This window comes from Fannyhessea sp. C0108B2 (assembly GCF_056583915.1).
This window is the reverse complement of record NZ_JBWPJQ010000005.1, coordinates 80,299-106,066: the sequence shown is the minus strand read 5'-3', so window position 1 is coordinate 106,066 and position 25,768 is coordinate 80,299. Positions and strand designations below refer to the sequence as shown.

Sequence of the window (25,768 nt, the reverse complement as noted above, 5' to 3'; positions counted from 1 at the left end):
CCACAGGCCAATCCCAGCACTACCACACAGAAATACCCCTGCCCGCAAGGACAGGGGTATTTTTTTCATGCACTATCATACGCCCATGGTGCGAGCACCTCGCACCCGAGCGTAAGCCAAAAAGGAGGTTTATTCCCATACGATACAGATTCATAGCCCCGATACGGTCATCATTTGATTGATAGCCACAGTTCTTGCAGGCAAACAGATGTATATTCTTGTTACGGTTAGCCTTTTCGGCATGCCCACACAGAGGACAGCACTGACTTGTACAACGGGGGGGGTCAACCTTTATTACAGAAGATTGCTTTTGTTTCGCTTTATACATCAATTTTTGTTCGAGGCCGTAAAACGCCCACGATACAAAAGCATATAGAATTTTTGTTATCACACGGTCTGTATCGTCACAGCCACCTTTCAAATATTCAAGTACGAAAAGAGTATGCTTTGGATGTGATTCAACGAGTGCCTTTGATACACAATGGTTTACATCCTGCATCCAACGGTTTTCTCGCTGACCAATAGATATCTATTTCCTCTCTTTCTTTTTGTTCTTGAAATTAAAAAGAGCGAGGTAGCCATCTTGCTAGCCTTGCTCCTAGCGCCTCGCTTAGGTTCAAAGAACTTACTTCTTGCCCGTCTGCTCTTCCCTCAATCGCTGCCTTGCCTCGGCAATATCATGATACTCGGAGTTCGAGAAGCCGTCTGCACGGATAGAATCGGGGTCGTCTGGGTTCCACGTCTTCGTCAGCTTGACTTTAAGATACTTTGCGATACCAGCTCCCGCTCCGTCGCCCATATACACGTTCAGCCCAGTACCTGTTGCGCCCAGTTCCTTTGTACCGTAATTGTCATACGGCCACGGATTGTTCTTTGCAACGGAAATACTAATCCCTCCGCCATAATCATTCGCTGGTATGCGCGAAATCACCCATGTATGGTCATCTATCTTTTTTACAGTCCAATCACTTGGATTCCAATACTCAGGAAGTACATCCACATAGAAGTAGTTTGTCGTCAGCAAATGACTATTCTGCGCTGCATTCCGCTCTTTCTCTGCCTTTCTCGCTTTCTCCTCGGCTGCCTTCTTCTCTTCCTCTGCCTTTTTGGCTGCTACGGCATCGTCCCTGCGCTTCTGTGCCCTCTCTTTAAGCTCATTAAGTTTGGATATATCTATCCCACTGTCCTTCGCTGCGTTATATGCTGTTTCGATTTGCGCGTCTGTCACCTCTTCCGCAGGGATTGGCTCGATAGTAATTTCCTTCTCAACATCGGACTTGCCATCCTTGGCAATGCTCACCCTCGTAACCGCATCCTTTATGTCATAGATGCTGCCGTCCTCTGCGATTGGCGATGCCGCAACCGCAAGGCTGTAATCTCCCGGTTTTAGCACTATGTCAGAGGAACTTGATCCTCCATAGAACACGCTGTCCACATCATTTCCCTTGGAATCTTTTCCAGTAGCATGGACAGGGATTTTTGTGCCCTTCTCCGTATCAAGCCCCTTGGCGTTCACTACAATCGGCACGGCATACATCTTGGCTTCTTGTGCTGAGAAATACAAATACGCGCCTCCGCAGCAGACCGCAATTGCCACTATAACGGCTATCACCACTAATAATTTCGTTCGTTTCTTCTTCGCTGATTCATCAACCATTACTTTTCCTCCGTTTCCTTTCTTGCAATGTTCTGAGTGCCTTTATGAAATCATCTTGAAGTGCTTAAATGCCTTGATAATTGCATCTTGTTTGTCTTTCGGGCATTGAGGTCGATTTTTAGCAGCCATCCCTTCCTTTTCGTAAGAGAACTGCTTCTCAAGCCCTAGTTCATCTTGTAAAGTTGCGATAAATAGCGACGACACTTTCAGACCGTACTTTTCAAGCACGTACGCCTGAATCTGCTTGTATGTTGGCTTTGGTGGTAGTTTCTGACTCTTCAGGTCTTTCATATCAACATTCACATATAAATGCTCTTTGACATGTTGCTGGGTTAAGAGACATACCGATTCAACATTACCTAATCTGTCCCACCTTACTTCATCACCAATTTCAGGCGTTCCCACTGCTTCCCAGCGTTCTTTACCATCGACAATACCTTGATAGGTCATATCTGTTTCAGGAGTTGCTCCACCCATAAATTCAACTGGAAATTGGAATATGATTTTTTTGATTATGCGTTCACCCGGTTTTGGGTCTTCAAAGATTTCGATGCTCTTAAAGTATTTTTGAAACAACTCCTTTTTCTCTTGCTCTGGAAGCGTACCCCAGCTGTTTAATTTTCGAGCTACTTCAATCATCGCTTTTTTGTAATTAGTGGTTGCTCTCATAACTTGGCGTACTTTGGCATCAAGGATATTGATTTCATCTTCTAGCCTGCCAAGCGCATCGTATTTGTCGTTCTGCCTCTTTTCCAAGTCGGCATACTTGCGGTCATACATGGCGTCAGTAGCATCCAGCCTATCCATCTGGTCTGATATTTTTTCGATAGTCGCTTCGATTTGCCGCCTCGTTTTCTTTAGCCCAGCAAGCTCTTTTTCCTGCTGCTTGGTATCAACGGCTGCGTTCATACGAGCTTTTACTTCATTGATAAAAGTCTTGCTGCTCTGTGCATCCATGATAGCATCCAGTGCCTCTAGGTTTATTCTGCTCTGCTTGAACTGCCTGTGATAGTCGCACCTATGGTCTCCAACCATCTTTCTGTGTTTGCAACAGTAGTAATACTCGGTTTCATAGTATTCGCCCGAGCCATCCTTTTTCTTTTTTCTGTTGGGATTGCTGTACATGTTTGCACCACAGACCGGACATTTCAAAATACCGGTCAGAAGATGTACATGGTCGAGGTCATGGCGTCTATCGCATGCCACACCCGTCTCAAGCCGTCTGGCATGTACGGCATACCATGTGTCTTTGTCTATAATTGCTTCATGAAGACCATCGTATAATCCATAGTCTCCATCGCCCTGCTTTTCCTTGACATATTTAACGTGTACTTTATTGTCCTTTTTTTCACTGACACGCTTAGTCTGCCTTCTCTCATAAGGGATTTTTCCCATGTATGCAGGATTATCCAAAACCCCTTTTACAAAAGCTGGCGTGAATATCTCACTTTCAGGACTCTTTTTTCTGTTTGGATTCGGATTGACATATTGCCTTTCGACTTTTCGATAGCCTCTATCTGTCATATAGTCAGCGATTCTGGAGATACCCATGTGCCGATTCAAGTAGAGTTCATAAATCATCTTCACGTGCTCAGCCGCTTCTGGTACGATTTGCAGAATGCCCTTGTGTTTTTCTCTTCCTATTTTATAACCGTAGGGAGCCATTCCACCATTCCACTTGCCCTCACGTGCCTTTTGTCTTCTTCCGCCCATGGTCTGTGCGATAATGTTTTCTCGCTCAATTTCAGAAACGGCTGCAAGAACCGAAATAACGAGCTTTCCTGCGTCCTTGGAAGAATCAATCCCATCTTCCACGCAATAAAGCTCTGTATTGTTCAGTCTGATTCTTTCCAGCGAGGTCATAACATCGGCGGCATTTCTTCCAAACCTACTCAGCTTGTAGACCATAACAAACTGGACATCTGCACCAGCGTCTATCTTTTCAAGCATCCTCTGAAATTCTTCTCGTCCCTCGATACTCTTTCCTGATTTTCCCTCATCCGCAAACCACTCAACAATATCGATGTTTTCGCCGTATGCTTTCCTCTCAATAAGCTCTCGCTGATTGTCCAGCGAATATCCCTCTACCTGCATTCCTGTACTTACTCGGATATAAGCAAAGGCTTTTTTTCTCTCGTTTCCCATAGCAAAGCAACCTCCGCGCATTTATATAACATAACTCGTCCCACTTATTATACTTTGAATTGGATAGAATTTCAATCAAAATCCTGATAAACGAGGGTTTTTGTAATTTTTGAGCAAGCGATTTTAAGAATGAAAAGAAGCCGGAGCAGATTCTTCTGTCCCGGCTTGCAGTTCAAGTCAATATTAATTAGTCCCAGTGCTTCCTGAGCGTCATCTTCAAGTTTCTAACAACGTCAAGTATAAAGTAAAGCTCTCTTCGTGAGCATGATTCCAATATCTGCTGAATCTCATCAGCTATCTCTGTTTTTCCCACACTTGGTTTATCATACAAAAGTGCATCTACATGCACCGAAAGAGCTTTTGCGATGTCAGCAGCCACAGGCAGGCTCATCTTCGTGTTGCCCGTCTCGATGTGGCTCATGTGCGTCATTGAGATGCCAACCATTTCAGCAAGCTGCTCTTGCGTCAGCTCAGCTGTTTTTCTGTATTTACGTATTCTTTGACCTATTTTGTAATAATCCACTCTATTCACTGCCTATACAATTCACTTATAAATGTATTGTATAGACATTTATTAGGAGTTATAATAAACTGAATGGGCTATTTTCTGCCTATATAGGTCATAATTACTTTTATTCATGTTAAGTGATAAACTTATAAAAAAGGAGATTCTTTATGAATAAACTCACGAAGTGGGTTAAGTCCCACAAACCACATACGGCAGGATTATTCGTCGCAATCATAGCCGTAATTTCACTCTCAGTTGCCGGAGCAACTGGCGTATTCAGCGCAAAACCCGCTGACACTACGTCTGATAAACCCGCAGCAACTACAAAGGCTCCTACAAAAGCCGAAACAGCACCGCTTAAAATCGATGTCACAGCAGACGATAAGGTAACCGAGTCATCGACTCCTACTATCGTCCATGTAGAAAGCACCGATAAACGCGAAGAGCCTGTAGACTTCTACCATGCGGTAGACTCAGGCAAAAAGACCGACACGGTCGAAGTAACACCTGGCGACTACAAAGTTAATGTAACCGGAGTTATCAACAACGACGGTTCTGTAGCAAAACCTGTTGCTGAATCAAAAGAAATTGCAGTCAGCGTCAAAGCCGACGACAAAGTTGCCAAAAGCAAAACCGATGTCAACGTTAAACTTGACAAGACAATTCCCGCTGACCAAGTAACAGCAGATGATGTGAAAGAAATCGCAGACGTTACGAAAATCGCAGTTGAAAACGGCGACAGCTCACTGAAAGGTGATGCCGGAAAAGCAATCCTTAGCAAAGTAGAAAACAACACTAATGCTAATACGCACCTTTCAGAAGATGCGAAAGCAACTGTTACGGAAAGCACCAGCGAAGCTCAAGCTTCTACGGGAACCGAAGCTAAACCTACGGTAGCAGAAACTCCAGCGCCTACAAGCCAATCTTCAGCTTCTGCTGGCAACAGCAATGAATCTGCATCTGAACCTAATAAGGTTCAGACTTGGATACCTGAAAAAGGTCACTGGGAAAACACCACTGAGCGTGTATGGATTCCTAATGTCATTACAGTAACCGACAAACCTGCTTGGGACGAGAGAGTAAAAATTAGAACCAAATATGTTTGTAGCGACGGCTTCACCACTTATAGCGATGCCGAACGTAGTGCTCACGACCTAGCAATGCTTCGAGCAGGCACACCCATAAGCTACACTTGGTATCACGAGTTCAAAACCGTGCACCACGACGCAATAACCCACACTGAAGACCGTGGTTACTACGAAGACAAGGTCACAGGTAAACATTGGGTCGTCGACGAAGCTGGACATTACGAATAACCCTGCTATCAACAAGCCAATCCCAGCACTACCACACAGAAATACCCCTGCCCGTAAGGACAGGGGTATTTTTTTCATGCACTATCACCCGCCCACGGTGCGAGCACCTCGCACCCGAGCGTAAGCCAAAAAGGAGGTATCTAAAACTCATGATAAAAATTATTCGTCACACTATACGCTATTACCTTATTCTCTGCGGTCTAACACTCAATGGAATTGCTATCCACTTCCTGATAGCAAAAACGCCATCGATAAAAGAGCTTGTCATACCCGAACCTGAAGAATTCATGCAAGTATTTACCTACGGCAAATACGTCACAGCAACAGCCTTGTTCGCACTGCTGGTCGTAAGCGTATGTGCATCGTTTCTGGACAACTACGATAAACCCCGCTCACAAAAATTACCGCATGACCAATCAGAAAGAAGGTGCTCAAAACATGCTAACGCGAGACATCAACAAAAATAATCGCATCAAAACATATGCCATCTCTGCTGTGCTCATAACAGGAATATCCGTGGCAATCTACTTTACTGCAAAAGAACTTTTGTCAATAACGTAGAACACAAGCCAAAAAGGAGGCGTATACACTTGCTAAAAACTATTTGTCACATCTCTATCTATCTAATGGCAACCATACTAATAACCATATGCATATATACCGCTATCAAGAAAACGCGCGGAGTCTTAGACCTCATCGCCGTCATCATCATCGCCATTATGTTGACCACTGACATATCTATGCTAATCGTTTTAGGCGCAATAATACTTACGCTATCGATTTGACACTCCCACTCTCAAAAGCTCTCAAACGGCGTTTTAAGCCACGTAAATCATAAAGACATGTCGTACTACCTCTGCGCCCATAAAATCGCTTCACGAGGCTCCTAGGGGCTCTCAACAAAGAAAACCGACTGCATCATTACAGCCGGTCTTTTTCCTTCAAAGAAAAACTTACTTGCCCTTCGGAACACGAAGTGCTGAATTTGCATAAATAAGGTTTACGTTGCGAATCTGGTTAAAGTTGGCAATCTCATCAACTGAATAACCAAGAGTCGCTGAGATACGTGTCAAGGTATCACCCGGTTGAATCATATACACCATTGTCCCGTCAGACTTCTGAACTATGTGGCTGGTATCTACACCAGCGACTTCGAGGGAGTCCAAGGACTCCGTCTTCTTATCCTTAGGCAATGCTAGCCCTATGCTGCGTTTAGCCGACTCACGGGCAACCCGCTTAGCCTCAGCTTTAGCAACACGGTCATTGTAATTATCGATGCCTGTCTTGTACTTCTGTGCCAATGTCGTCTGCTGGCTGTAAATAGCATCAGCGTGCGCTGTAACAGCGTTGCTCAATGCACTAAACGTCAGAGCTCCAATGCCAAGAACCCCGGCTAGTCCAATAACGGAACTGCCGATAGCAAGACCAATCGTCGACTTATCGGTCTGTTGTTTCATCGCATAATCTCCTTTCTTGAATATCTTTAGTTAAAAAGTCGCCTGACGGCTCCCGGGTTCTCATGAAAAAAAGGAGGCTTTTCATGAACTACTCGAACTACATCAAGACCTATGAGGACTTGGCACAGCAGGTAGGCGGCATGGTGCTTGCAAACGATATAACCATCCGCAACCTTGACCTGATAAACGGGGACTTCGGGGCGGGGGATGAAATTTTCCAGTTCTACATCATTTCAAACCCAGACTTCTTGCTTGAACATACCGATGAGCTTGTATTCTATGATGACGAGCTGCACATCTACGTATGGGGCATCACCCACTTCGGCACTGCATGGTCTAGCGTTCCTGTCCCTGAACTTCACTAGAACGCCAATAAGCGGCTCCCACCACGGGAACCGCTTATTTTTTTATCCACCCAGCTCGAAATCTTCGCTGCTTCTTTTCTCGGCTTCCTCGATGTCTTGCATAAGGGAGCGGGTCTTTAACACGTGTCGCGCCTTCCTCTGCATGACGATGACATGCGCTGCCTTGAGACGCTTTTCAGCATCCCACATCTTGCGTCTGCTCTTGTAAAGTTTTCGTTCCGCTTCCTCGATTTGCCTTCTGCTCTGTTCGGCAGCAAATACCTTGAGAAGGTTCTTCATCATTTGGAAGAACATCTCATCAATCATACGCTCGAAAGGTGTCTTTGCCTTCTTCCTGCAAATGTCGAATAGCCTCATGATTCCGTATAGGTTCGGCGCCTTGTGTGTCTTCAGCTCGTCGAGGTTAGCCTTATCAGCCTTGAACTGTGCACGTGCCTTGTCCACATCCACTTGAAGCTTTGTCGTGGTTTCGGCTGGTGTCTGCTGGGCTTGTTTGATTCGGGCATAGGTAGCATCGTTTCTCAGATTCCTGGCATTGCGCATCGCATCTTTGCGGTATTGTCTTTCAAGACAATCGGTGAAGCACTTAACGTCATCCTCATCGATTTTGTAATCATCCAGCAGGGAATATGCCGCCTCATCCTCCGCATGACCTTTAATAGGTTCTGTAGCGTCTTCTGAGACGTTTTCCTGATAGATTGGTGTTACCGTTGGCTGCGAGGCTTCTACGGGGTTCTGAGCCTGTTTCTGGTCGTAGTAGGATTCGATGGAATCCTTGGTCAGGTCGTCGGCTAGAAGCTTTGCCTTGCGGCGGCGTTTGCGAGGCTTGGAGCCGTAGATATCCATCATCTTGTAGCACCATGCCTCGTGCTCCTTACCATCCTTGCCCATGCGCTTCTGTTCCATCAGCTCGACGCCATAGACGCTTAAGTTATGCTTGAACTCGTCAAGGGACTTGGACTCATCGCGGGCTTTCTGCACGCGGTCGCCCAGCCTCCGCTCAAATGCGTCGCACGTATCACGGCGCTTCTCCCATGTCGTCGGTTCCTTTTTGTGGTCGCACGCAAACTTGGGTGTTCCGATGACTGACAAGCCCTCCTCGGCGGCAAGCTCATCGCTCGCATCCTTAACCTCGAAATGTCGACGATTATCTCGTAGCGTCTGTCCCGTCACCTCATCGTGATTTACGACGAGACAGTGTGCATGAACGCACCCTCCCTTACCGTCGTTGTGTACGGTGACGTAGCACATCGCGTTGGGGTAGAGCTTCTTGCACAGCTTGTAGCTATGCTCACCTGCCATCTGCTCGTCATCGGCGTTTCCTGCCTTAAGCTCATCTGGCGAAAACGAAACACGAACTTCAAACGCCTCATAACACGATAGAGGATGCTTCTTGTGAACTTCCTCGGCATATACTGCCATGTCGTCTCGCGGCATGTCTCCGACCTCAAAGGCTGCACGAGTAGTGCCTTCTGCCTCGTGCATTTTCTTCTTCTGCCCATTGCCAAGCTCCGTGTAAACCAAGCTCGACTTCGAGTCCTTAAGCGGATGGATATACGTCGTCGCCATGCGTCTCACCTCCGTCCTCAGAAAGCCAAAACTCCTTCGCTCTCAGGTAGTCCTCGTAGTCGAAAATCTTGTCGGTCTGCTCACGGAAAAACTCCTCTCGTGCCAGCTGCAAATGCTCGTCGATTTTCGCAAGCTGCGACTGCAAAACCTTAAGCGAAATCACAGCCTCGTCCTCTCGCATCGAACTCACGCCGAAGCACTCCCGATAGCCCTCGCTCGAGTTCAAACGACGGGCAATCTGGTTCACGTTGATGCCAACTTTGTTCACCTCGGCGGTAAGTAAATTGAGGTCGGAATTATTCGTGATAATCATTTTCGTCACTCGATGCCTCAGTGCGGCATCGCGAAGGTACTGCGAGACTGTCAAGCCCCACTGATTAGCCTTCGACTTAAGCTTCGACATTTCCTCATCGCTCACGCGCACTTTCACCGTGCTAGACTTTCTTTTTTTCTCGCAGAGAACAGGTCGTCCCCCTGCGTGCTTTTTATCGTTCTTCATAACTGGAAACCTCCTTTGAAATTGACTGAAATTCATCTTCTTGCGTCATACGCAAATTGCGCAGAAAAGGGAATTAACGCAAGCAGACATCCTGTGCGTACAAACCATCGCTTCGCTCGGGCTTGACGCAGGATGTAGCTTGCGGGGGCTTCGCCCCTCGACCCCGAAATCCAGACCCCCAAGCACGGGTCTGGTGGTGCCGACGACTCGGCACCTAGGGCACGACTGCCCCGCTGAAAATCGAGATGCGGATGAGCCAATCCGATGGATGGACGGGGCGGCATGCCGCATCGAAAAATCGACGGCATCCCCACCGAAAACGGACGGACACATCCGCGATTTCGGGGCGCTTGTCGGTCTCACATTGGTGCGATCATGGTCAAAAAGAGACCACGAAGGCACCAGAGCGGAGACCAAAAACAAGCGACTTGCTGCGAGCATGTCAGTCCTCCTCGGGTGAGAAATCATCGCCAAAGGAGATGCCCAAGCTCGCACGAACGGAAGGAAGCTTGTCTCCCAAATCGAGAGGAGTCTGCGCCGTCTGCTTGAAGTAATCCCACATGGGCTTGCGCACGATTCCGCGCTGGCTACCACTCAAATATCGAGCATCACAGAAGCGCATGGCATCAGGAACCCACTTCTTGCACGAAAGGCGGCGGGCATCCTTTCCCGACATCGGGCGCACCCATTCTCTGCTTGATTCAGCAACTTCAACCAGATGCTTGTTGAACTCTCGGCGGTTCTTCATCGGAGTGCTCGGGCGGTTGTTGGCAAGCCATTCCTGATATCTTTTCCACGCAAAATCAAAAGGAATGAAATCAAGACCGAAAGAGCACAGGTAGTCCTCGAAGAACTCGACAATGGAGTCGTTGTCCTTGAGCCACTCACGCTTGAGCTGCACCGCTTCATCAGGTTCAGGTAGCGAATCGTAATCCGGCATCTTGACCAGTGCCTGATATGCCATGTAGGAGCAGAACTCATCTGACACCACCCACTGGGAACGGATGGTCTTGTCATCCGTCTGCCCAATGAAATGCCCCGTGAAGAGAACATAGATATTACGGTCAGTCCACGCTTGGCTCTTTTCCTTGGTCGCCGCAATATCATTCGCCGCAGCCACAACCAATGCATGGGGCTGATAGTCAAACATAGCTTCATGCTTGCGTTCGACCGAAATCGTGTCCTGAGAGATGATGGACTTCAGACGTGACACATCCTTAATATAGGAACCCGAATCGGAATCCTCACAGGTAATGAGAACCTTTCCAACGATGTTGGCAACCCCAAAGCGTGCCTCAGCAAGAGTCTTGAGATTGGATGTCATATAACCCTGATTGCCGACGAGAGCCTTTAGATGGTCGAGGAACGTGCTCTTGCCGTTGTGCCCTGTCTTGTTGTACAGGGTGACCATGCAGCGCCAGTTCACGCGGTTGCGAAGGGTTGCCCCTGCAAGCTTGACCAAAAGCTCGCGCCCGCCCTCATACGGCACAAGCGAATCAATCCACTGCCAGAAGGTAATCGGCGCGCCATCGGGCTTTACATGCACAGGCTCAGACGGTTCCTTGTCTGGGAGGACGGTCGTGCTCTTGCGCAGCGCCACCAGCTCGGGGTCAAAGCTCATCATCATATCTGCCGAGCAATTCCAGATGCCATTTGCCATCCAGACGAGGTCTACATCCTGGCACTCGGTCACACGGTTATCCCGCCTCGATGCCATGTCATGAATCTTGGCGATAAACTCACGCTTCCAGCTTGACCCAACAGAACCGACCAACTCAGAGCACCAAGACTCAACCTGTCCATCGCCAATCTCCTTATAGATGCCCTCATCCATGCCATGGTCAACGTACATAGCAACCGTGCCCTCAGACTTCTCATCGTTGATGGTCTCGGCAGAGCACACCATGCGGATACGCTCGTAAGCGAAGACAAGCTCGCCAGCCTGAACCGGGCTGATTGTGTTGGGAAGGCGCATCTTCTCGCCCTTTTCACGCGCCTGGTTCGTGCGCGATACATACCCAAGCGTGCGGTTCAGAACCGCCTCCGACAGGTCAGACAACGACGTGTTACGAATATCAACGCTTCCACTATTGGTCGCCTCCTTGATAACCTCGGACACAGCCGCATGCTGCATCTTCGAGTAATCATTTCCTAGATATGAGCACACATTTGTAGTATTATTGATAAATGGAGATGCGGTTCCCTTTGCTGATGAGGCGAGGGCGCCGTCTTTCTTTTTATCTTCCATTGCCTACACCCCCTTCGCCAATCCAGAGCGGATGAAGTCATCGAACTGCTTGCGGTCGATGGCGCGGCGTTTGCCGATGAAGTAGGAGAAGTCGGCATCAGGCTGACCTATGATTCGAAACATGTGAGGGCGGCTCATTCCATACAGGTCACACGCTTCATCGATAGTCAAAAACGTCTTCTGGGACAGGGCGAGTAGCAGTCCTGCATATTCCGGATATGTAAGTTCGCCCTTCTTTGTCTTTTTCAATTTCGCTTGCATAATCAAATCCTCCTTGAATTTGAAAACAAAAAAAAGCGATGAACCTGAAGGACTTTGATGCCCTAAAGATTCACCGCTTGTTGCTATGTACAATTCACTAAGTTTGGAGGTTTTGTCTCAGACTTCCAGTGACCCGCTTAGACGCTGTATGCCTCGCTTGATGGTTCGTCACGCCATCCGCTCCCAGAAAGTCTTACGGGGATTTACACTAATGAGACCCCTGCTTTTCCATCGTATTTTAACTCGTGAAAGTATTTAATTTTCATATTTATTATACCCCAAACGAAGTCAGATTTCAACATTAAAAATCACAAAACACAGGTGGGGAGGGGGAAAGTGACCTAAAATCAACGCTGACCTAAACTGATTTTCGATTCGGTCACTTTTTAGGTCAGCTTCAATCAATTCATAAACGAACCGAAACGACATGCAAAACCGCAAAGTGACCTAATGACCTAAAAAAATGAAAAACTATTTATTGAGATACTCACGCGCGTAACGCACACAAAACTTTTTGAAAATTTTAGGTCAATCGGTCAATTTTCGTCCTTCCCCTTGTGCCCCAAGGCGGCGGGGGTGACCGAAAACTGACCTAAAGCAAAAATTTTTCGGTCACTTTGGGTGATTTTAGGTCAGCTTTTCAAGACACATCCTCATTTACGAGGGAACGGCATCCTAAGCCAGCATGCCTGCTCTTTCTCTGTGCCCAGCTTTTCTTCTGCCGGAGGGGGCAAAGCCCCCGACGCGCACGCTTTTATTCGTTATCAATCATCTGGAAGTGACGAAGTGCCGCAAGAATAGCCTTTCTCTTCTCCTTGGTGCAAGTCGGAACCTTAGCGTTCTCCTTCTTTGACTTGTTGTAGTTCTGCCTCTTCTCAAGACCACACGCATCCTTTATCTGTGCAATGTAGAGACTGCTTACCTTCATATCAAATACCTTTTTTATCCAGTCCTTGATTTCCTTGTAGGTCGCATCCCTGAAAGCATGAGCTGTCTTGTCCTCTGGCTCATAAGGTATTTGGACGTACTCTGTTAACTTTTGGTGGGACAAAAGTGCTACCGTCTCTGTATGAGGAGTATGCGGAAACATGTCAACTGGTGTAATGCTTTCAACACTGTATCCGCACCTATAAAATTCGGCTAAATCGCGAACCTGCGTTTGTGGGTTACACGAAATATAGGCTATGCACAAAGGCTTAAGAGACGCGGCTGCTTTTATAAATTCTGGCGTAGACCCTGCGCGCGGTGGATCCATAATAATTGCTTTAAAGCGCGATGCTCCGTTATTTGCATATGCAAAGTCCTGCATAAAACGAGTCGCATCTTCGCACGAGTATACACAACGTGTTTTTAAGTGATTAAGACGTCTGTTCTTTTTTGCGCGTTCGATTGAATCTTCTACCTGGTCAAATCCTATAACGACCGCGTTTTTTATTTGACTTGCCACGCAAATACCAATAGTTCCGCATCCACAATATGCGTCCATAATCCTTATGATGTGTTGATCTGCTTGTTCTTGTGTTGCCAGCTGCTCTTTTCCACGCGTGCGCTCTAAGCCAGATGTGTCTAAACGTTTGCTGTTAATAGGTGTGCCGTGTGACACATAATTCCAGGTATCGTTGGCACTCTTGTCAGTATTGCAGACGCGTTTAATACCGTCGATTGCAGTTTGATACAAAATTTCGGTTTGTTCTGGATTGGTTTGGAAAAAACTCACAGGACCTATCTCAAAGGTGCATCCCAGCAGCTTGTCGTGTATTTTACCCGAGCCAAACAACACAACATTATAGTTTCCAAGCATGGCATTAGTATTTTTTGGATTTACGTTTTGCACAACGGTTGTAATATGAGGAAATGCCGATAAAATGTCTTGTACCAGCAACTTCTTTTGTGCAAAATTTCGCGTGCGCGTAACAATTACAAGCATAATTTCGTTGCAACTTCTGCTATAACGCAAAATAGCGTGGCGCAGTATTCCAATTTGTGTATTTTCGTTATACGCTTTAATGCCTAAACGAGCTGCGTCTTTTGCAATAAAATTGAGAATTTTGCGCGCGCCTGGTACTTCTGACGGGCAAAAATCACATGGGATAATATGGTGAGTTCCAGGTTCAAAAAAGCCGCAGGCAATACCTGACGTGCGCGCGTTAGTTTGCACCTTGCTGTTTGATTTTGAAGCGAGCGAAGCAAAAGGCACAGACAGCGGTGCAAAGGGCGTTGCTACTTTGTGCCTAAAACAGCGCGGTATGCCGCAGAGCGTCCTGTCTTTTGTGCACTTCATAGGCACAATTGAGCGCAAGAGATCGGCACAGTTTTTACCCTGCTGGGTTACGAGCGGCTCAAAAAGCTCACGCATGTATTCATCTTTACGCATAAGCTGTTCGGAATAGGGGATATCCAGCCATTCACAACCACAATAGCCGCGAGCGCGAGTAGCAGATGCCCGTTTGCGCGGCCCACCCTGTTTATCTGCGTTTTTGTGAGCAGCGCTTGGACGCTTTGGGCACGTTTTCCCCTTGCCTTGCGCACCTTGGTTTATGGTGTGTGATGGAACTGTTTTCTTATGTGTTTTTGCGCGTTTTTGCATGGGTTTTTAAGCCGTCCTGTTCAGATTAGGTACCGCGAAGTATCAAAAACCTCACTTACAATGAAATTGTATCGTAATTTATTCAAATGTCGGTTTGAGTTGCTTAAATGTCTGCACCAAATTCATCTTGAATCTTTGGGCGGTACACAACGGCTACGGGTAAATTCTGCATGTGGTACACAACGGCTACGGGCAATACATAATGACTTCTGGCAAAACGGGCAGCACATAACAGCTACAGTCAGCGCATAACAGCTGCCGCCAACACACAACGGCTCTCAAATTTACCACAAGCTTACCTGCGCACAACGAGCTTTGTGCAAGCATTTAAGCACGTTCTTTCCTAGCCGCTCATCACGCTCTATACGCTCATGCCCTATATTGTGACGTTGCCCGATATGTTGATGTTGCTTGTTGCCAATTTACGTATGCTAAAAGACAGTTTTATATAAGTTTGGGTCTTACGCATGCTTGATAAAACCGTGTTGTTCCGCGCTTTATGCACAACCACAAACACCAATAGATGTTGCTAGGAGGAAGTATGGTACAAGAAATATCGCAGGTAAAAAACTTGGCACTTGTTGGACAAGGTGGAGTCGGTAAAACCATGCTCGCCGAAGCAGCACTCCATTTAAGTGGGAAAACTTCGCGTTTGGGCGGCCATGCTGGTACAAAACCAACACTTGACTACGACCGTGAAGAAGGAGCGCGCGGTTTTTCGATTTCAACCACGATTGCCCCCATTACATGGAATTCCTCTCGTATCAATGTCCTTGATGCGCCGTGTTACCCCGATTTTGTGGGCGACGCGTACGGTGCGCTTTCCGCTGCAGAAACAGCAGTTTTTGTTATTGATGCATCATCGGGTCCTGGTGCTATTACCACGCGTTTGTGGTATGCTGCGCAAGACCTCTCGCTTGCTCGGGCATTGTTTATAAATCGTTTGGATCGCTCGGATGCCGATTGGCAAACAGCACTTGACCGCGCGCGCGAGCTCTATGGCGATCGTTTGGTTCCTGTGACTATGCCTATGGGTTCGGGCGAAAACTTTTTGGGCATTATTGATGTTATTCACATGCGCGCACGCTCACTTAAAGACGGCGTTATTCACGAAGACGATATTCCACAAGCATATCAAGCTGCTGCTGACGCCGCTCGTGCGCAGCTCATAGAGTTTGTTGTAGAAATCGACGACGACCTTATGATGAAATATCTTGAGGGCGAAGCCGTTACGCAAGAAGAGCTTGAAAATCTTTTGGGTAAGGCGCTGGTGGCGCGCTCGTTTGTGCCCGTATTTGCTGGTGCTTGTGTTCGCGAAGAAGGCGTTACGTCGCTTCTCAATGCAATTGACGAGTGGTTCCCAAGCATGAGTGATTTTGGTCGGATTCCGCTTATCAACGGTGAAGAGCTTGATATTTCACCTGATGATACGCGCCCTGTTGCATTTGTTTTTAAATCACTCAACGACGCACAAAATGGGCGGCTTTCATTTGTAAAGGTTCTTGCAGGAACGATTACGCCATCTTGCGAGCTTATATGCGCGCGCACGCGTAAAAAAGAGCGCCTTGGTCATCTGTATCATATGTGCGGAAAAGAGCTTCTCGAAGTAAAAGAAGTGGCAGCAGGCGATGTGTGCGTTGTTCCTAAATTAGATGTCCAAACAGGGGATACCCTCTCTGTTACAGGTAAAGTAGAGGCGGCTTCGTTTAGGTTCCCCAATTCGCTGTACCGCGTTGCCATCGAACCAGATGAGCGAGGCAGTGAGGGCAAGATTTTTGCGTTCATCGAAAAAAGTGCAGCTGCAGACCCTACTTTGCATGTTGATCGCGACGAAGAAACAGGTCAAACCATCGTGTCGGCTATTGGTGAGGCTCAAGTTGCCGTCCTGCTTGATCGCCTTGAAGCTCGTACGGGCTTGCATGCACATGTTGTTGCATTGCGTATTGCGTATCGAGAAACTATACGTCGCGTGGCGTCCGCCCAGGGAAGGTACAAAAAACAAACGGGTGGCGCTGGTCAGTATGGTGATTGCTGGCTTCGTGTTGAGCCTAATCCAGATAAAGGCTACGAGTTTATAGACGAAGTGGTAGGAGGCCATATTCCGCGAGGCTTTATACCAGCTATTGACAAAGGAGTGCAAGAGTGTTTGCACGAAGGCGTTTTGGCTGGTTATCCGATGATTGACCTTAAAGTTGCCGTATATGAAGGCTCGTATCATCCAGTAGATTCAAACGAAATGGCATTCAAAACGGCAGCGCGTCTGGCGTTCCAAAAAGCGGTTTCGCAAGCAGAGGCGGTTCTGCTTGAGCCAATGGCGCACATGCGCATTACGGTTCCCGATAGTTACGCAGGCTCGGTGATGGGCGACATAAGCGCGTCTCGTGGACGCGTGGAAGGCATGGATGCATGTCGTGCTCAAGGATATCTAGGTAGTACCACTATCGAGGCAACAGTTCCTTATGCCGAAGTTGTAGACTATGCAACGCGCTTGCGCTCGCTTTCTCGCGGTACAGGCGAGTATGAGTTATCTGTTTCGGGTTATGAGCAGGTACCCCATGATATTCAACAAAAACTTGCCGACGAGTATGCGCGTCGTAGGAGCGAGGGTCGTTAGAGCTCTTGCCAGCGTTCATGCCTCGCTCGTGTCATCTGTTTGCGTTGTGTTCAGCAGCCAACGGCACGTAGCGATAGTGCGCAGTGAATAGTTCGTACCTGTTTGAACGGTTGCTCTTATCGCATGTAGGAGCAACCGTTTGCATTGTTTCATGGTATGATGTACAAAGATGTACCGAAAACACTTTGTGATTTTGGGTATGATTAGTCATGCACAGTTGATTATCAGCTGTCTGTGGCTCTGTTTTTGCACTGCCCTTTCAAGTCTAAGAGGTGTGCCTGCTCGTATGGATACGATCCTGCCTATTGTTGTTACGGTTCTTTTAACCATTGCAAATGGTTACTTTTCTATGGCCGAGATGGCACTTTCTACTGCTAAACGCATACTTATTGAGCACGAAGCACAAGAAGGCGACAAGCGTGCAGCTCGTGTGCTTTTAATTACGCAAAATGACGCAGATTTTTTAGCTGCAATTCAAGTGGGAATTACTTTGCTCGGGTTTTTAAGCTCTGCGTTGGCGGCTACGAGTTTATCTGAGCCTCTTGCAAGTTTGCTTATCAATCAAAAAATGCCCCCACACCTGTCGCATGTGCTTGCCACGGCGCTTATTACGATTATTGTTTCGTATTTTTCTATCGTTATAGGCGAGTTGGTTCCCAAGCGCATTGCCCTGTCGCGCCCCGAAGAGATTGCAAAGCGCGTGTCGTCCTCAATAGCTGCTTTTTTAACTATCAGTAAACCTCTGGTTCTGCTTACATCCTTAAGCGCGCAGGCGGTTTGCGCTGCTTTGGGTATACATGGAAGTGAAAACAGGCAAGACGCATCCGAAGACGAAATCCGCTATTTGGTTAAAGATTCTGGCGAGCTGTCCGAAGAAGAAAAGTCAATGATCCACGATATTTTTGATCTTGCAGACACTGTTGCCCGTGAGGTGATGATTCCCCGTGTTGATCTAACGGTTTTAGAGGATAGCGCAACGCTTGGTGAGGTTTTGGATGTTATGCAAAAAACGGGATATTCGCGTATTCCCATTTATCACGAAAATGTAGATAGAATTGTAGGTATTGCACACATAAAAGACCTGATAGGACCGTGTGTTGATGAACATTGCATGGATAACCCTGTAGTTGGTTATCTGCGCAAGGCCGAGTTTGTTCCCGACACCAAAGATATTATTCCGCTTCTTTCGGAAATGCGCCAAAATCACGAACAAATGGTAATTGTGGTAGATGAATATGGCGGTACTGCAGGCGTTATTACCATTGAGGACATTGTCGAAGAGATTGTGGGCGAAATTGAAGACGAGTTTGACCCCGACAATAAGTATTTAACCAAAATCAACGATCATGAGTGGATCGTAGACGGAAGATTTTCGGTTGATGATGCACGCGAGCTGGGCTGGCCCCTACAAGACGGCGAGGGTTTTGAAACGGTTGCAGGCTTTATTCTCGATATTGCCGATGGTCTACCAGAACAAGGTTCGGTATTTCATGTTGAAGGCTATACATTTCGCGTGCAATCGGTTCGTCGCAAGCGCATTTGTCGCCTGCATGTGATAGCACCCCAAGAACCAGCGCCTGCACCTGAGCTGCCAACAGATGCTGACGCGTCTAAGTAGTTTGTTTGCTGATGCCTCTTTTGTGTGCTTGCACAGAACTTATAACTCTCACGCAGAACTTATAAAATTCAGCGCCGTTTTTAAGCGTGTGTGTTATGCTTATATGCAATTATGCATTGGTTTGTGCGTGTCTTGTTTGTGCATAGGTGCTGTGTTTTGGTGAAAGGACTACCATGAAAAGCTCTTATCAGTCATCTGTAATTTCTCTTAAGAAAGTGGCCATAGACGCAAAAAAGTTTGTAGCCACCATTGAGCTTAGCCCTAAAGCGCCTCTTATGACGTGCGACGATCTTGAAGCAACTACGCGCATTTACAATCTGTTTCCAGCTATTATTAACCATGTTTGCATGGGCGATGCGTCCGACACGTTCAAAGATGTTATGGGAAATACCGAGCTTGCGCACCTTCTTGAACATGTATGCGTTGAACTTTTGGCACAAACTAATCTTGCGGGAGATATCAGTGCAGGTAAAACCTTTATTGCTCAGGAGGATACGCGCACATATACGCTTGAATTTATATGCAATGATGATGTTTTGGTAACCGCGGCTTTTTCGAGCGCAATTTGGATTATGAATTGGGCTTTTGGTGGTGCCCGTGGTACTAAGCCAAATGTTGAGGCTATTGTTTCGGGTTTGTGTGCACTTATAGATTCTCTGCCTTCCGAACTTGAACTGCCGCCTGAAGCACGCACGTCTGTTGAGGACAGTGCTGCTGCTTGTGATAATGCAGAAGATAATAGCGACGCCGAGACTTGTGACAATGCCGAAGCAAGCGACGACGTAGCTTGTGACAATGTCGAGGCAAGCGACGTTGCAGATCACAACGGTGATACCAAAGATAACCCAGATGGCGCGGACGCTCAGTCTGAGAACGCTCACGACGTATCAGTGGTTGAAAACGCTGATGATGAGGCAGAGAGTGTAGAGAACACAGACGCCGAACCTGTCGAAAAAGCTCCTGCTGATACAGAATCCGCTGCTACAGAATCTGTTGACACGGCGTCGCCTGTTTCAGATTCTAGTGCTGAGGCTTCTGATGAGTTGCCTATAGAATCAAAACCAACACCTGCGCCACAAGAAACTTCTCGTACTGCAAGCGCAGAAGATGCACCTGCAGATATGAAAACGTCTCGTCAAAATATGGGCAGCTCAAAACGCGCTGACTTAGACGGTACTATGAAGCTACCTCGCTCTAGAAGAATTCGCTAAACGTCTCTATAAGCTACGCGGCTTACACACAGTTTTGTCCACCGTCTGCAGTGCGTATGCGTAGCGCAAAATGCATAACGTACCGGTAAGCTCTTGTTTATGGCTGCCAAGTTAGTGTTTGCGCACGCCGCGCCATAGATTGCAGGTTTTATGGCATCCTGACTTTTTTATGCAAAAGCATGGTTTAGCGTTATTCGCTAAAATTTTTGGTTAAGATTTATATACGTAATTACACACATATCTTTGTGTGAGGGAAATACTTTTTATAATCATTTATTTGTATTATGCGTATTGGAATGGCGTACTTGCGCGAAGTTGTGCATATTCGGTCAGCCAATATATTTAGATTTTTCTCAATAATTACAGACACATAACAAATATGTTTTGAAATAAAAAAGGGGAGGTTTATGGCTACATCAGCAAAAAATACTGAATTATCGTATTCAAATACTCAAATTGTTTCAATTTTAACTAAAAGCATGCGAGAATACACGGTTCCTGCGTTGTTAACGCCGCTTTTTGTAGTAGCACAGGTGGCTTTTGAATGTTCTATTCCGTTTTATACGGCATTTCTTATCGATACTATTAAACAGGGAACAAATCTTCAAACCATTATGTATATGGGAGGTATATTGGCCTGTATTTCCCTGGCGTCACTTGCTTTTGGCATGTTAGCAGGTTACACAAGCTCATATGCAGCGTGTGGTTTGGCAAAAAATTTACGCCACGATATTTTTAAGAGTACGCTTCATTTTTCCTTTTCTATTATTGATAAATTCTCGTCTTCCAGTTTAGTAACTCGTCTTACTACCGATGTTATGAATGTGCAGTTTGCAGGTATTCAGATCTTAACGATAGCAATTAGGGCACCTATGGTTATTTGTGCCGCTTTGGTTGCCTCTGTTTTAATGGTTGGCTGGAGCGCATGGGTTTACCTGGGAACTTCGCTTATTATGTGTGTAGGGCTCGCTGTAGTTATATACTTTGGCGTGCGCATTTTTCGCCGTGTGTTTCCTAAGTATGACCGCCTTAATCAAATTATCGAAGAAAATATTTTAGGTATTCGTGTGGTAAAGAGCTTTACGCGCGAGGATCACGAGGCAAAAAAATTCTCCTTTGCAGCTGATGACTTATTCTGCGATTATACACAAGGCGCGCGATTAATGTCACTAAATGCTCCTCTTATGAGCATGGCAAGTTATACAATGTTTACGCTTGTGCTATTTTTTGGTAGCTATGCAATTATTTCAACACGAGGCACCAACCTTGATATAGGTCAGCTTTCAGCGCTTATTACCTATGGCTTTCAAATTCTTATTGGTTTTCTTATGCTTTCGTTTGTGTTTATTGCAATCGTAATATCCGAAGAAAGCGCTTTGCGTATTTGTGAGGTTCTTCAACAGCAGAACAACATTACAAATCCGCCTGCTCCAATCATGCACGTGCCTGATGGGTCTATTTCTTTTCGTAATGTTTCATTTAGATATACGCCTACTTCGCGGCATAGAGCGCTCAAGAATGTTTCGGTAGACATACATTCAGGCGAAACGGTGGGCATTTTGGGCATGACTGGATCTGCAAAAACTACGCTCATTCAACTTATTGCGCGTATGTATGACGCTACCGAAGGAGAAGTGCTGGTAGGCGGTCATAATGTTCGCGAATACGATATAACATCTTTGCGTAAAAACATTGGATACGTTTTGCAAAAAAGTTTGCTTTTTAGAGGCACTATTAAAGATAATTTGCGCTGGGGTAATCCTTTGGCAGATGACCAAGAAATTATGTCGGCTTGTAAAGCGTCTTGTGCTGATGAATTTATCCAAACGCTTCCGCACGGTCTTGAATCTTTTGTTGAACAGGGCGGCTCTAATTTTTCTGGAGGTCAAAAGCAGCGTTTGTCAATTGCGCGAGCTCTTATTAAGCGTCCAAAAATTTTGATTTTTGATGATTCAACCAGTGCTGTTGATACTAAAACCGATGCGCACATTCGAGCCGAACTTGCGCGCTTGTTGCCAGCTACTACAAAAATTATCATTGCACAACGCACGTCGTCTTTGCGCGGTGCTGACAAAATTATTGTAATGGAAAAGGGCGAGATTCTAGCAGTTGGTACGCATAGTACCCTTATGCAAGAATGCGAATTTTATCGCGAAACGCACCTATCACAAACGCATGAATCTTATGAGGAGGCGATCAATAATGCATAACCAAACATATGAAAAGCACGACGCCGAGCAGCTTGAACGCACTTCGCACGAAGGCATAGTGTCCTCACATGAGCGTAAGAATTCGGAAGATGATAAAAAAGATTTAATGCTTTTTACCACAAATTTTATGCGCCTCATGTCTATGATATTTCATTTTTATCCCTATATGTTTATAGGCATACTACTAACCATACTTACCAGTGCGGTTATTTCTGCTCTTCCTCCTATCTTTATGCAGCAAATTTTAGATGTCATAGCCAAATATTGGCAGTCGGGCGATTGGTACGCGGCAATTCCTTATATAAGTTCTAGTATTTTCGCGTTGATATGTGTGTATGTGTGCGCTCTTTCTTCTACTACTATTGGCACTCAACTTTGCGCGGTATTTACCGAATCAACCATCAATAAGCTTAGGAAGCTCATGTTTTCGCACATGGACTCTTTGCCGCTTTCATATTTTGATAAACGTTCTCATGGTGACATTATGTCTATGTACACCAATGATGTGGACGCGCTTAGACAAATGCTTTCGCAAAGCTTGCCTAACGTTGCCATGACGCTGGTTACTATGGCAACTTTAACTGCGGTTATGCTGTATTACAGTGCATCATTGATGATAGTGGTAATTCTTGGCGTCGCTTGCACCGCTGCGGTCACAAAAATAGTTGGCAAAAAGAGCGCGGGGTATTTTCTTGCCCAACAAAACGAGACAGGCAATGTAGAGGGTTTTGCGCAAGAGTACATGAACGGCCTTAAAGAAATCAAGGTATTTACCCATGAAGCACAAAGTCTTGAGGCGTTTGACCAAGCAAACGAAAAGTTATTTGTAGTGTCACATAAAGCAAATTTAACCGCAAATATGCTTCCACCACTTATTTTTAATATTGGGAACCTTGCTTATGTAATGGTAGCACTTGCAGGGGGTATATGCCTGCTGTATAACCTACCCAATGTAAGTCTTTCGGGCATGGCGCTCTCACTGGCGGTGGTCATTCCGTTTTTGAACATCACTAAGCAATTTGTGGGGCAAATAGCGCAAATATCGCACCAAATCAATTCGATTGTGATGGGCTTTGCAGGAGTATCTCGTATTTTTCACTTGCTCGATGAGCTACCCGAACAAGACGAAGGCTATGTGACATTGGTTAACGTAGATAAGGCGTGTGACGCCAACGGGCAATCTTGCGTGCACGAAGTTGATACGTGCACAAACCTTTGGGCGTGGAAACATCCTCATACCGCAAGCCAAGAAGTTACCTATACGCCTTTACGTGGCGACGTTTTGCTGGAAAACCTCGATTTTGCATATGAACCCGATAGACTCATTTTGCACGATATTTCCATTCATGCACAACCTGGGTATAAAATTGCTTTGGTGGGTGCTACGGGTGCTGGTAAAACAACCATCACCAACCTGCTCAATAGATTTTATGAGGTTGCGGATGGGAAAATACACTACGATGGTATTAACCTGACCAAGATAAAAAAACACGATCTAAGAAAATCTTTAGGCATCGTACTTCAAGATGTAAATTTGTTTACAGGAACAGTTATAGACAATATTAGGTATGGGCGTCTTGACGCGAGCGACGAAGAGTGCATGCAGGCGGCTCATTTAAGTGGTGCTGATACCTTTATAGAACGTTTGCCTGATGGTTATGAAACACGCATTACTGACAACGGTTCTAATTTAAGTCAAGGACAGCGACAGTTGCTTGCTATCGCGCGCGCCGCAGTAGCAAATCCTCCTGTAATGATTTTGGATGAAGCAACAAGTTCTATTGATACGCATACCGAAGAATTGGTGCAAAAGGGTATGGATGCACTTATGCGAGGTCGTACAACCTTTGTTATTGCGCATCGGCTATCTACCGTGAGAAACGCTGATGAGATTGTGGTATTGGATCACGGCCGTATCGTTGAGCGCGGATCTCATGACGAGTTACTTTTAGCTAAGGGAGTATATTATCAACTGTATACAGGTGCGTTTGAACTAGAATAGGCATAGAGTGCCAAAAGTGTTTTACATGTGCTGACAAGTACCGTATCAGTTAATTTATAACTAAATACGTGGCGGTACTCATGGTTTTTACGCACGAAAAAGCACTTTTATGTTTCAACTTTGCCATGAGTGCGCTACACTAATATCGCGAGAGATTATTACGTTACATATGAACCTGAATATAACTGTATATTCGGCTTTCAAGGAGGAAATATGAGCGCAAAAGGAACTCTGGGTTTTATTGCTGGTAGCATTGTTGGTGTTGCTGCCGGAGTTGCCGTAGGTATTTTAGTGGCTCCTCGTTCGGGCAAAGAGAGTCGCGCGCTTGCCGCCGATGCAATTAATGATGCATGGGATAATGCAAGAGATTCCTATGAGCGTAATTCAGCATTAGTAAACGATAAATTTGATGCTATGCGCCCAACCATTAGCGCAACTACCGACGAGCTTCGCGCTAAGGTAGATCGTGCGCGCGAGCGCATGGATTTGCTGCGCAACTCGCTTTCTGAAGCTGTTGCAAATTCAACGGCGGCTGTTCATCAGGTTGTGGATCACGAGGGTGAAGGTGCTCATATAGAGGTTGTGGAGTCGGCCGAACCTGCTAACGCCTAGTATATATGCAGATATCATGGTAAAGCGTAGCATGGATAGTGCTACGCTTTTTGTATATCCATGTAATGTGTTGCGTCGCATGATCTTTGTTAGATTTCTTTGGGAAAGTGAGAGGCCGTGAGCATAGAACGAATTTCGCAATGTGTGAATAAAAAAGCATACATTATACGCACAAAAACATCTAACGGCGTAACGGTTGAACATAAAAAACCGTTGGGTAAAGTTCATTTTGCCCTGTTTACGCCTGCAGGTGATAGGCTTGTTGGCTTTCTTATTAAACGACCAGACATGCTGTGGATGTTCAAGCGTAAAGATATATTTGTTCCCGTAGATGTGTGCCATTTACAAGGTTCTGAAATGCATATTCATGCGTCTATGCGCCAATTAGGAAAATCGGCTCTTTCGCGCTTAGCACTTGATTGGGGTAGTTGCATCATTTGGCAAGGGATGGATGTTGTATCGCAGGACAAGCAGATGATTGGCCATATTAGCGACGTGGCGCTTAACGCCAGTTCTAGAGCTGTTTTAGCGTTTATTATCGACGATGGGAAAATTGCCTCGCGCTTAGTTGGGCACATTAAAATACCTTTTAGTAGTTATGAGTCTTGTGAAAAAGGGCGTGTACTGGTAAACACGCAAGGAATATCAACCGAACTTTCTAAAGGGTTGGCAGCTGACGCGGGTAAAAAATATGCCGAAGCAAAATACGCAGGTAAAAAGCTTGCCCAACGAGTTAATAACAAAATTGATGAGGTAAGCAGTTCGCAAGAATATACCAAAGCGGCAAAAAGTGTAGGCCGTCAGATTAAAAAGAGTCGCTCGATGTTTGGCGACTTCTTAGATGAATACAAAAAAGCCAGTAAATAATGTATAGAAAAGCGCTTTTATA

20 protein-coding genes are annotated in these 25,768 nt (G+C 46.0%); 10 read left to right on the top strand and 10 right to left on the bottom strand.

From position 1 onward, the window contains the following. Window positions 1–19: 19 nt before the first annotated feature. From AC1DBT_RS03790 to AC1DBT_RS03775, 4 genes are all read right to left on the bottom strand, one after another. Entirely contained in the window at window positions 20–499 is a 480-nt protein-coding gene (locus AC1DBT_RS03790) for a zinc ribbon domain-containing protein (protein ID WP_480018649.1), read from the bottom strand. A 126-nt stretch (window positions 500–625) separates the two neighbouring features. Then, complete coding sequence (locus tag AC1DBT_RS03785; protein WP_480018648.1) at window positions 626–1,657, bottom strand: hypothetical protein; 1,032 nt, start codon at window positions 1,655–1,657, stop codon at window positions 626–628. Between the two features lie 42 nt (window positions 1,658–1,699). Further along, window positions 1,700–3,802, bottom strand: coding sequence for a recombinase family protein (locus tag AC1DBT_RS03780; RefSeq protein ID WP_480018647.1), 2,103 nt, complete (start codon window positions 3,800–3,802; stop codon window positions 1,700–1,702). 187 nt (window positions 3,803–3,989) lie between these two features. Then, window positions 3,990–4,325 carry a helix-turn-helix domain-containing protein gene (locus AC1DBT_RS03775; RefSeq protein WP_480018646.1) on the bottom strand — a complete coding sequence of 112 codons (336 nt, stop codon included), beginning with the start codon at window positions 4,323–4,325 and terminating at the stop codon, window positions 3,990–3,992. 152 nt (window positions 4,326–4,477) lie between these two features. Here AC1DBT_RS03775 and AC1DBT_RS03770 point away from each other — a divergent pair, with 152 nt between their 5' ends. Together AC1DBT_RS03770 and AC1DBT_RS03765 are read left to right on the top strand one after the other, a co-directional pair. Then, a complete protein-coding gene (locus AC1DBT_RS03770; protein WP_480018645.1) occupies window positions 4,478–5,626 on the top strand; it encodes a hypothetical protein in 1,149 nt (382 codons plus the stop codon). 149 nt (window positions 5,627–5,775) lie between these two features. Continuing rightward, the gene (locus AC1DBT_RS03765) at window positions 5,776–6,093 is read left to right on the top strand and encodes a hypothetical protein (RefSeq protein WP_480018644.1); all 318 of its coding nucleotides are present in this window, start codon (window positions 5,776–5,778) and stop codon (window positions 6,091–6,093) included. A 486-nt stretch (window positions 6,094–6,579) separates the two neighbouring features. On the opposite strand, the gene AC1DBT_RS03760 is transcribed toward AC1DBT_RS03765, so the two are convergent. Then, window positions 6,580–7,083 carry a LysM peptidoglycan-binding domain-containing protein gene (locus tag AC1DBT_RS03760; protein ID WP_480018643.1) on the bottom strand — a complete coding sequence of 168 codons (504 nt, stop codon included), beginning with the start codon at window positions 7,081–7,083 and terminating at the stop codon, window positions 6,580–6,582. A gap of 83 nt (window positions 7,084–7,166) precedes the next feature. On the opposite strand from AC1DBT_RS03760, the gene AC1DBT_RS03755 reads away from it, so the two are divergent. Continuing rightward, the gene (locus tag AC1DBT_RS03755; RefSeq protein WP_480018642.1) at window positions 7,167–7,448 is read left to right on the top strand and encodes a hypothetical protein; all 282 of its coding nucleotides are present in this window, start codon (window positions 7,167–7,169) and stop codon (window positions 7,446–7,448) included. Window positions 7,449–7,490: 42 nt separating this feature from the next. Here AC1DBT_RS03755 and AC1DBT_RS03750 read toward each other — a convergent pair whose 3' ends face one another. The 5 genes from AC1DBT_RS03750 to AC1DBT_RS03730 form a co-directional block, all read right to left on the bottom strand. Next, window positions 7,491–9,017, bottom strand: a complete 1,527-nt coding sequence (locus AC1DBT_RS03750) for a relaxase/mobilization nuclease domain-containing protein (protein ID WP_480018641.1) — start codon at window positions 9,015–9,017, stop codon at window positions 7,491–7,493. Further along, complete coding sequence (locus AC1DBT_RS03745) at window positions 8,989–9,516, bottom strand: plasmid mobilization protein (RefSeq protein ID WP_480018640.1); 528 nt, start codon at window positions 9,514–9,516, stop codon at window positions 8,989–8,991. The genes AC1DBT_RS03750 and AC1DBT_RS03745 overlap by 29 nt, the downstream gene beginning before the upstream one ends. A gap of 442 nt (window positions 9,517–9,958) precedes the next feature. Next, window positions 9,959–11,764 carry a phage/plasmid primase, P4 family gene (locus tag AC1DBT_RS03740; RefSeq protein ID WP_480018639.1) on the bottom strand — a complete coding sequence of 602 codons (1,806 nt, stop codon included), beginning with the start codon at window positions 11,762–11,764 and terminating at the stop codon, window positions 9,959–9,961. Window positions 11,765–11,767: 3 nt separating this feature from the next. Then, a complete protein-coding gene (locus tag AC1DBT_RS03735; protein WP_480018638.1) occupies window positions 11,768–12,025 on the bottom strand; it encodes a MerR family transcriptional regulator in 258 nt (85 codons plus the stop codon). A 754-nt stretch (window positions 12,026–12,779) separates the two neighbouring features. Continuing rightward, window positions 12,780–14,612, bottom strand: coding sequence for a class I SAM-dependent RNA methyltransferase (locus AC1DBT_RS03730; protein WP_480018637.1), 1,833 nt, complete (start codon window positions 14,610–14,612; stop codon window positions 12,780–12,782). A 541-nt stretch (window positions 14,613–15,153) separates the two neighbouring features. Between AC1DBT_RS03730 and AC1DBT_RS03725 the strand changes: the two genes are divergently transcribed. The 7 genes from AC1DBT_RS03725 (at window position 15,154) to AC1DBT_RS03695 (ending at window position 25,746) form a co-directional block, all read left to right on the top strand. After that, on the top strand, window positions 15,154–17,226 hold the full coding sequence (locus tag AC1DBT_RS03725; protein WP_480018636.1) for an elongation factor G: 2,073 nt from the start codon (window positions 15,154–15,156) through the stop codon (window positions 17,224–17,226). 286 nt (window positions 17,227–17,512) lie between these two features. Further along, window positions 17,513–18,844, top strand: a complete 1,332-nt coding sequence (locus AC1DBT_RS03720) for a hemolysin family protein (RefSeq protein ID WP_480018635.1) — start codon at window positions 17,513–17,515, stop codon at window positions 18,842–18,844. 173 nt (window positions 18,845–19,017) lie between these two features. Further along, complete coding sequence (locus tag AC1DBT_RS03715) at window positions 19,018–20,055, top strand: cyanophycin synthetase family protein (RefSeq protein ID WP_480018634.1); 1,038 nt, start codon at window positions 19,018–19,020, stop codon at window positions 20,053–20,055. Window positions 20,056–20,462: 407 nt separating this feature from the next. Then, window positions 20,463–22,265 (top strand): ABC transporter ATP-binding protein, encoded by a 1,803-nt coding sequence (locus AC1DBT_RS03710; RefSeq protein WP_480018633.1) that lies wholly within the window; start codon window positions 20,463–20,465, stop codon window positions 22,263–22,265. After that, entirely contained in the window at window positions 22,258–24,267 is a 2,010-nt protein-coding gene (locus AC1DBT_RS03705) for an ABC transporter ATP-binding protein (RefSeq protein WP_480018632.1), read from the top strand. Before AC1DBT_RS03710 ends, AC1DBT_RS03705 begins: the two co-directional genes overlap by 8 nt. A 213-nt stretch (window positions 24,268–24,480) precedes the next feature. Next, window positions 24,481–24,879, top strand: coding sequence for a YtxH domain-containing protein (locus tag AC1DBT_RS03700; RefSeq protein ID WP_006303340.1), 399 nt, complete (start codon window positions 24,481–24,483; stop codon window positions 24,877–24,879). 117 nt (window positions 24,880–24,996) lie between these two features. Then, complete coding sequence (locus AC1DBT_RS03695; protein WP_480018631.1) at window positions 24,997–25,746, top strand: PRC-barrel domain-containing protein; 750 nt, start codon at window positions 24,997–24,999, stop codon at window positions 25,744–25,746. The last annotated feature ends 22 nt before the right edge of the window (window positions 25,747–25,768 follow it).

Excerpts from the sequence above, each read along its gene's own strand:
- AC1DBT_RS03790 (WP_480018649.1), bottom strand. The coding sequence starts at position 499 with ATGCAGGATGTAAACCATTGTGTATCAAAGGCACTCGTTGAATCACAT.
- AC1DBT_RS03785 (WP_480018648.1), bottom strand. The coding sequence starts at position 1,657 with ATGGTTGATGAATCAGCGAAGAAGAAACGAACGAAATTATTAGTGGTG.
- AC1DBT_RS03780 (WP_480018647.1), bottom strand. The coding sequence starts at position 3,802 with ATGGGAAACGAGAGAAAAAAAGCCTTTGCTTATATCCGAGTAAGTACA.
- AC1DBT_RS03770 (WP_480018645.1), top strand. The coding sequence starts at position 4,478 with ATGAATAAACTCACGAAGTGGGTTAAGTCCCACAAACCACATACGGCA.
- AC1DBT_RS03765 (WP_480018644.1), top strand. The coding sequence starts at position 5,776 with ATGATAAAAATTATTCGTCACACTATACGCTATTACCTTATTCTCTGC.
- AC1DBT_RS03760 (WP_480018643.1), bottom strand. The coding sequence starts at position 7,083 with ATGAAACAACAGACCGATAAGTCGACGATTGGTCTTGCTATCGGCAGT.
- AC1DBT_RS03755 (WP_480018642.1), top strand. The coding sequence starts at position 7,167 with ATGAACTACTCGAACTACATCAAGACCTATGAGGACTTGGCACAGCAG.
- AC1DBT_RS03750 (WP_480018641.1), bottom strand. The coding sequence starts at position 9,017 with ATGGCGACGACGTATATCCATCCGCTTAAGGACTCGAAGTCGAGCTTG.
- AC1DBT_RS03745 (WP_480018640.1), bottom strand. The coding sequence starts at position 9,516 with ATGAAGAACGATAAAAAGCACGCAGGGGGACGACCTGTTCTCTGCGAG.
- AC1DBT_RS03740 (WP_480018639.1), bottom strand. The coding sequence starts at position 11,764 with ATGGAAGATAAAAAGAAAGACGGCGCCCTCGCCTCATCAGCAAAGGGA.
- AC1DBT_RS03735 (WP_480018638.1), bottom strand. The coding sequence starts at position 12,025 with ATGCAAGCGAAATTGAAAAAGACAAAGAAGGGCGAACTTACATATCCG.
- AC1DBT_RS03730 (WP_480018637.1), bottom strand. The coding sequence starts at position 14,612 with ATGCAAAAACGCGCAAAAACACATAAGAAAACAGTTCCATCACACACC.
- AC1DBT_RS03725 (WP_480018636.1), top strand. The coding sequence starts at position 15,154 with ATGGTACAAGAAATATCGCAGGTAAAAAACTTGGCACTTGTTGGACAA.
- AC1DBT_RS03720 (WP_480018635.1), top strand. The coding sequence starts at position 17,513 with ATGGATACGATCCTGCCTATTGTTGTTACGGTTCTTTTAACCATTGCA.
- AC1DBT_RS03715 (WP_480018634.1), top strand. The coding sequence starts at position 19,018 with ATGAAAAGCTCTTATCAGTCATCTGTAATTTCTCTTAAGAAAGTGGCC.
- AC1DBT_RS03710 (WP_480018633.1), top strand. The coding sequence starts at position 20,463 with ATGGCTACATCAGCAAAAAATACTGAATTATCGTATTCAAATACTCAA.
- AC1DBT_RS03705 (WP_480018632.1), top strand. The coding sequence starts at position 22,258 with ATGCATAACCAAACATATGAAAAGCACGACGCCGAGCAGCTTGAACGC.
- AC1DBT_RS03700 (WP_006303340.1), top strand. The coding sequence starts at position 24,481 with ATGAGCGCAAAAGGAACTCTGGGTTTTATTGCTGGTAGCATTGTTGGT.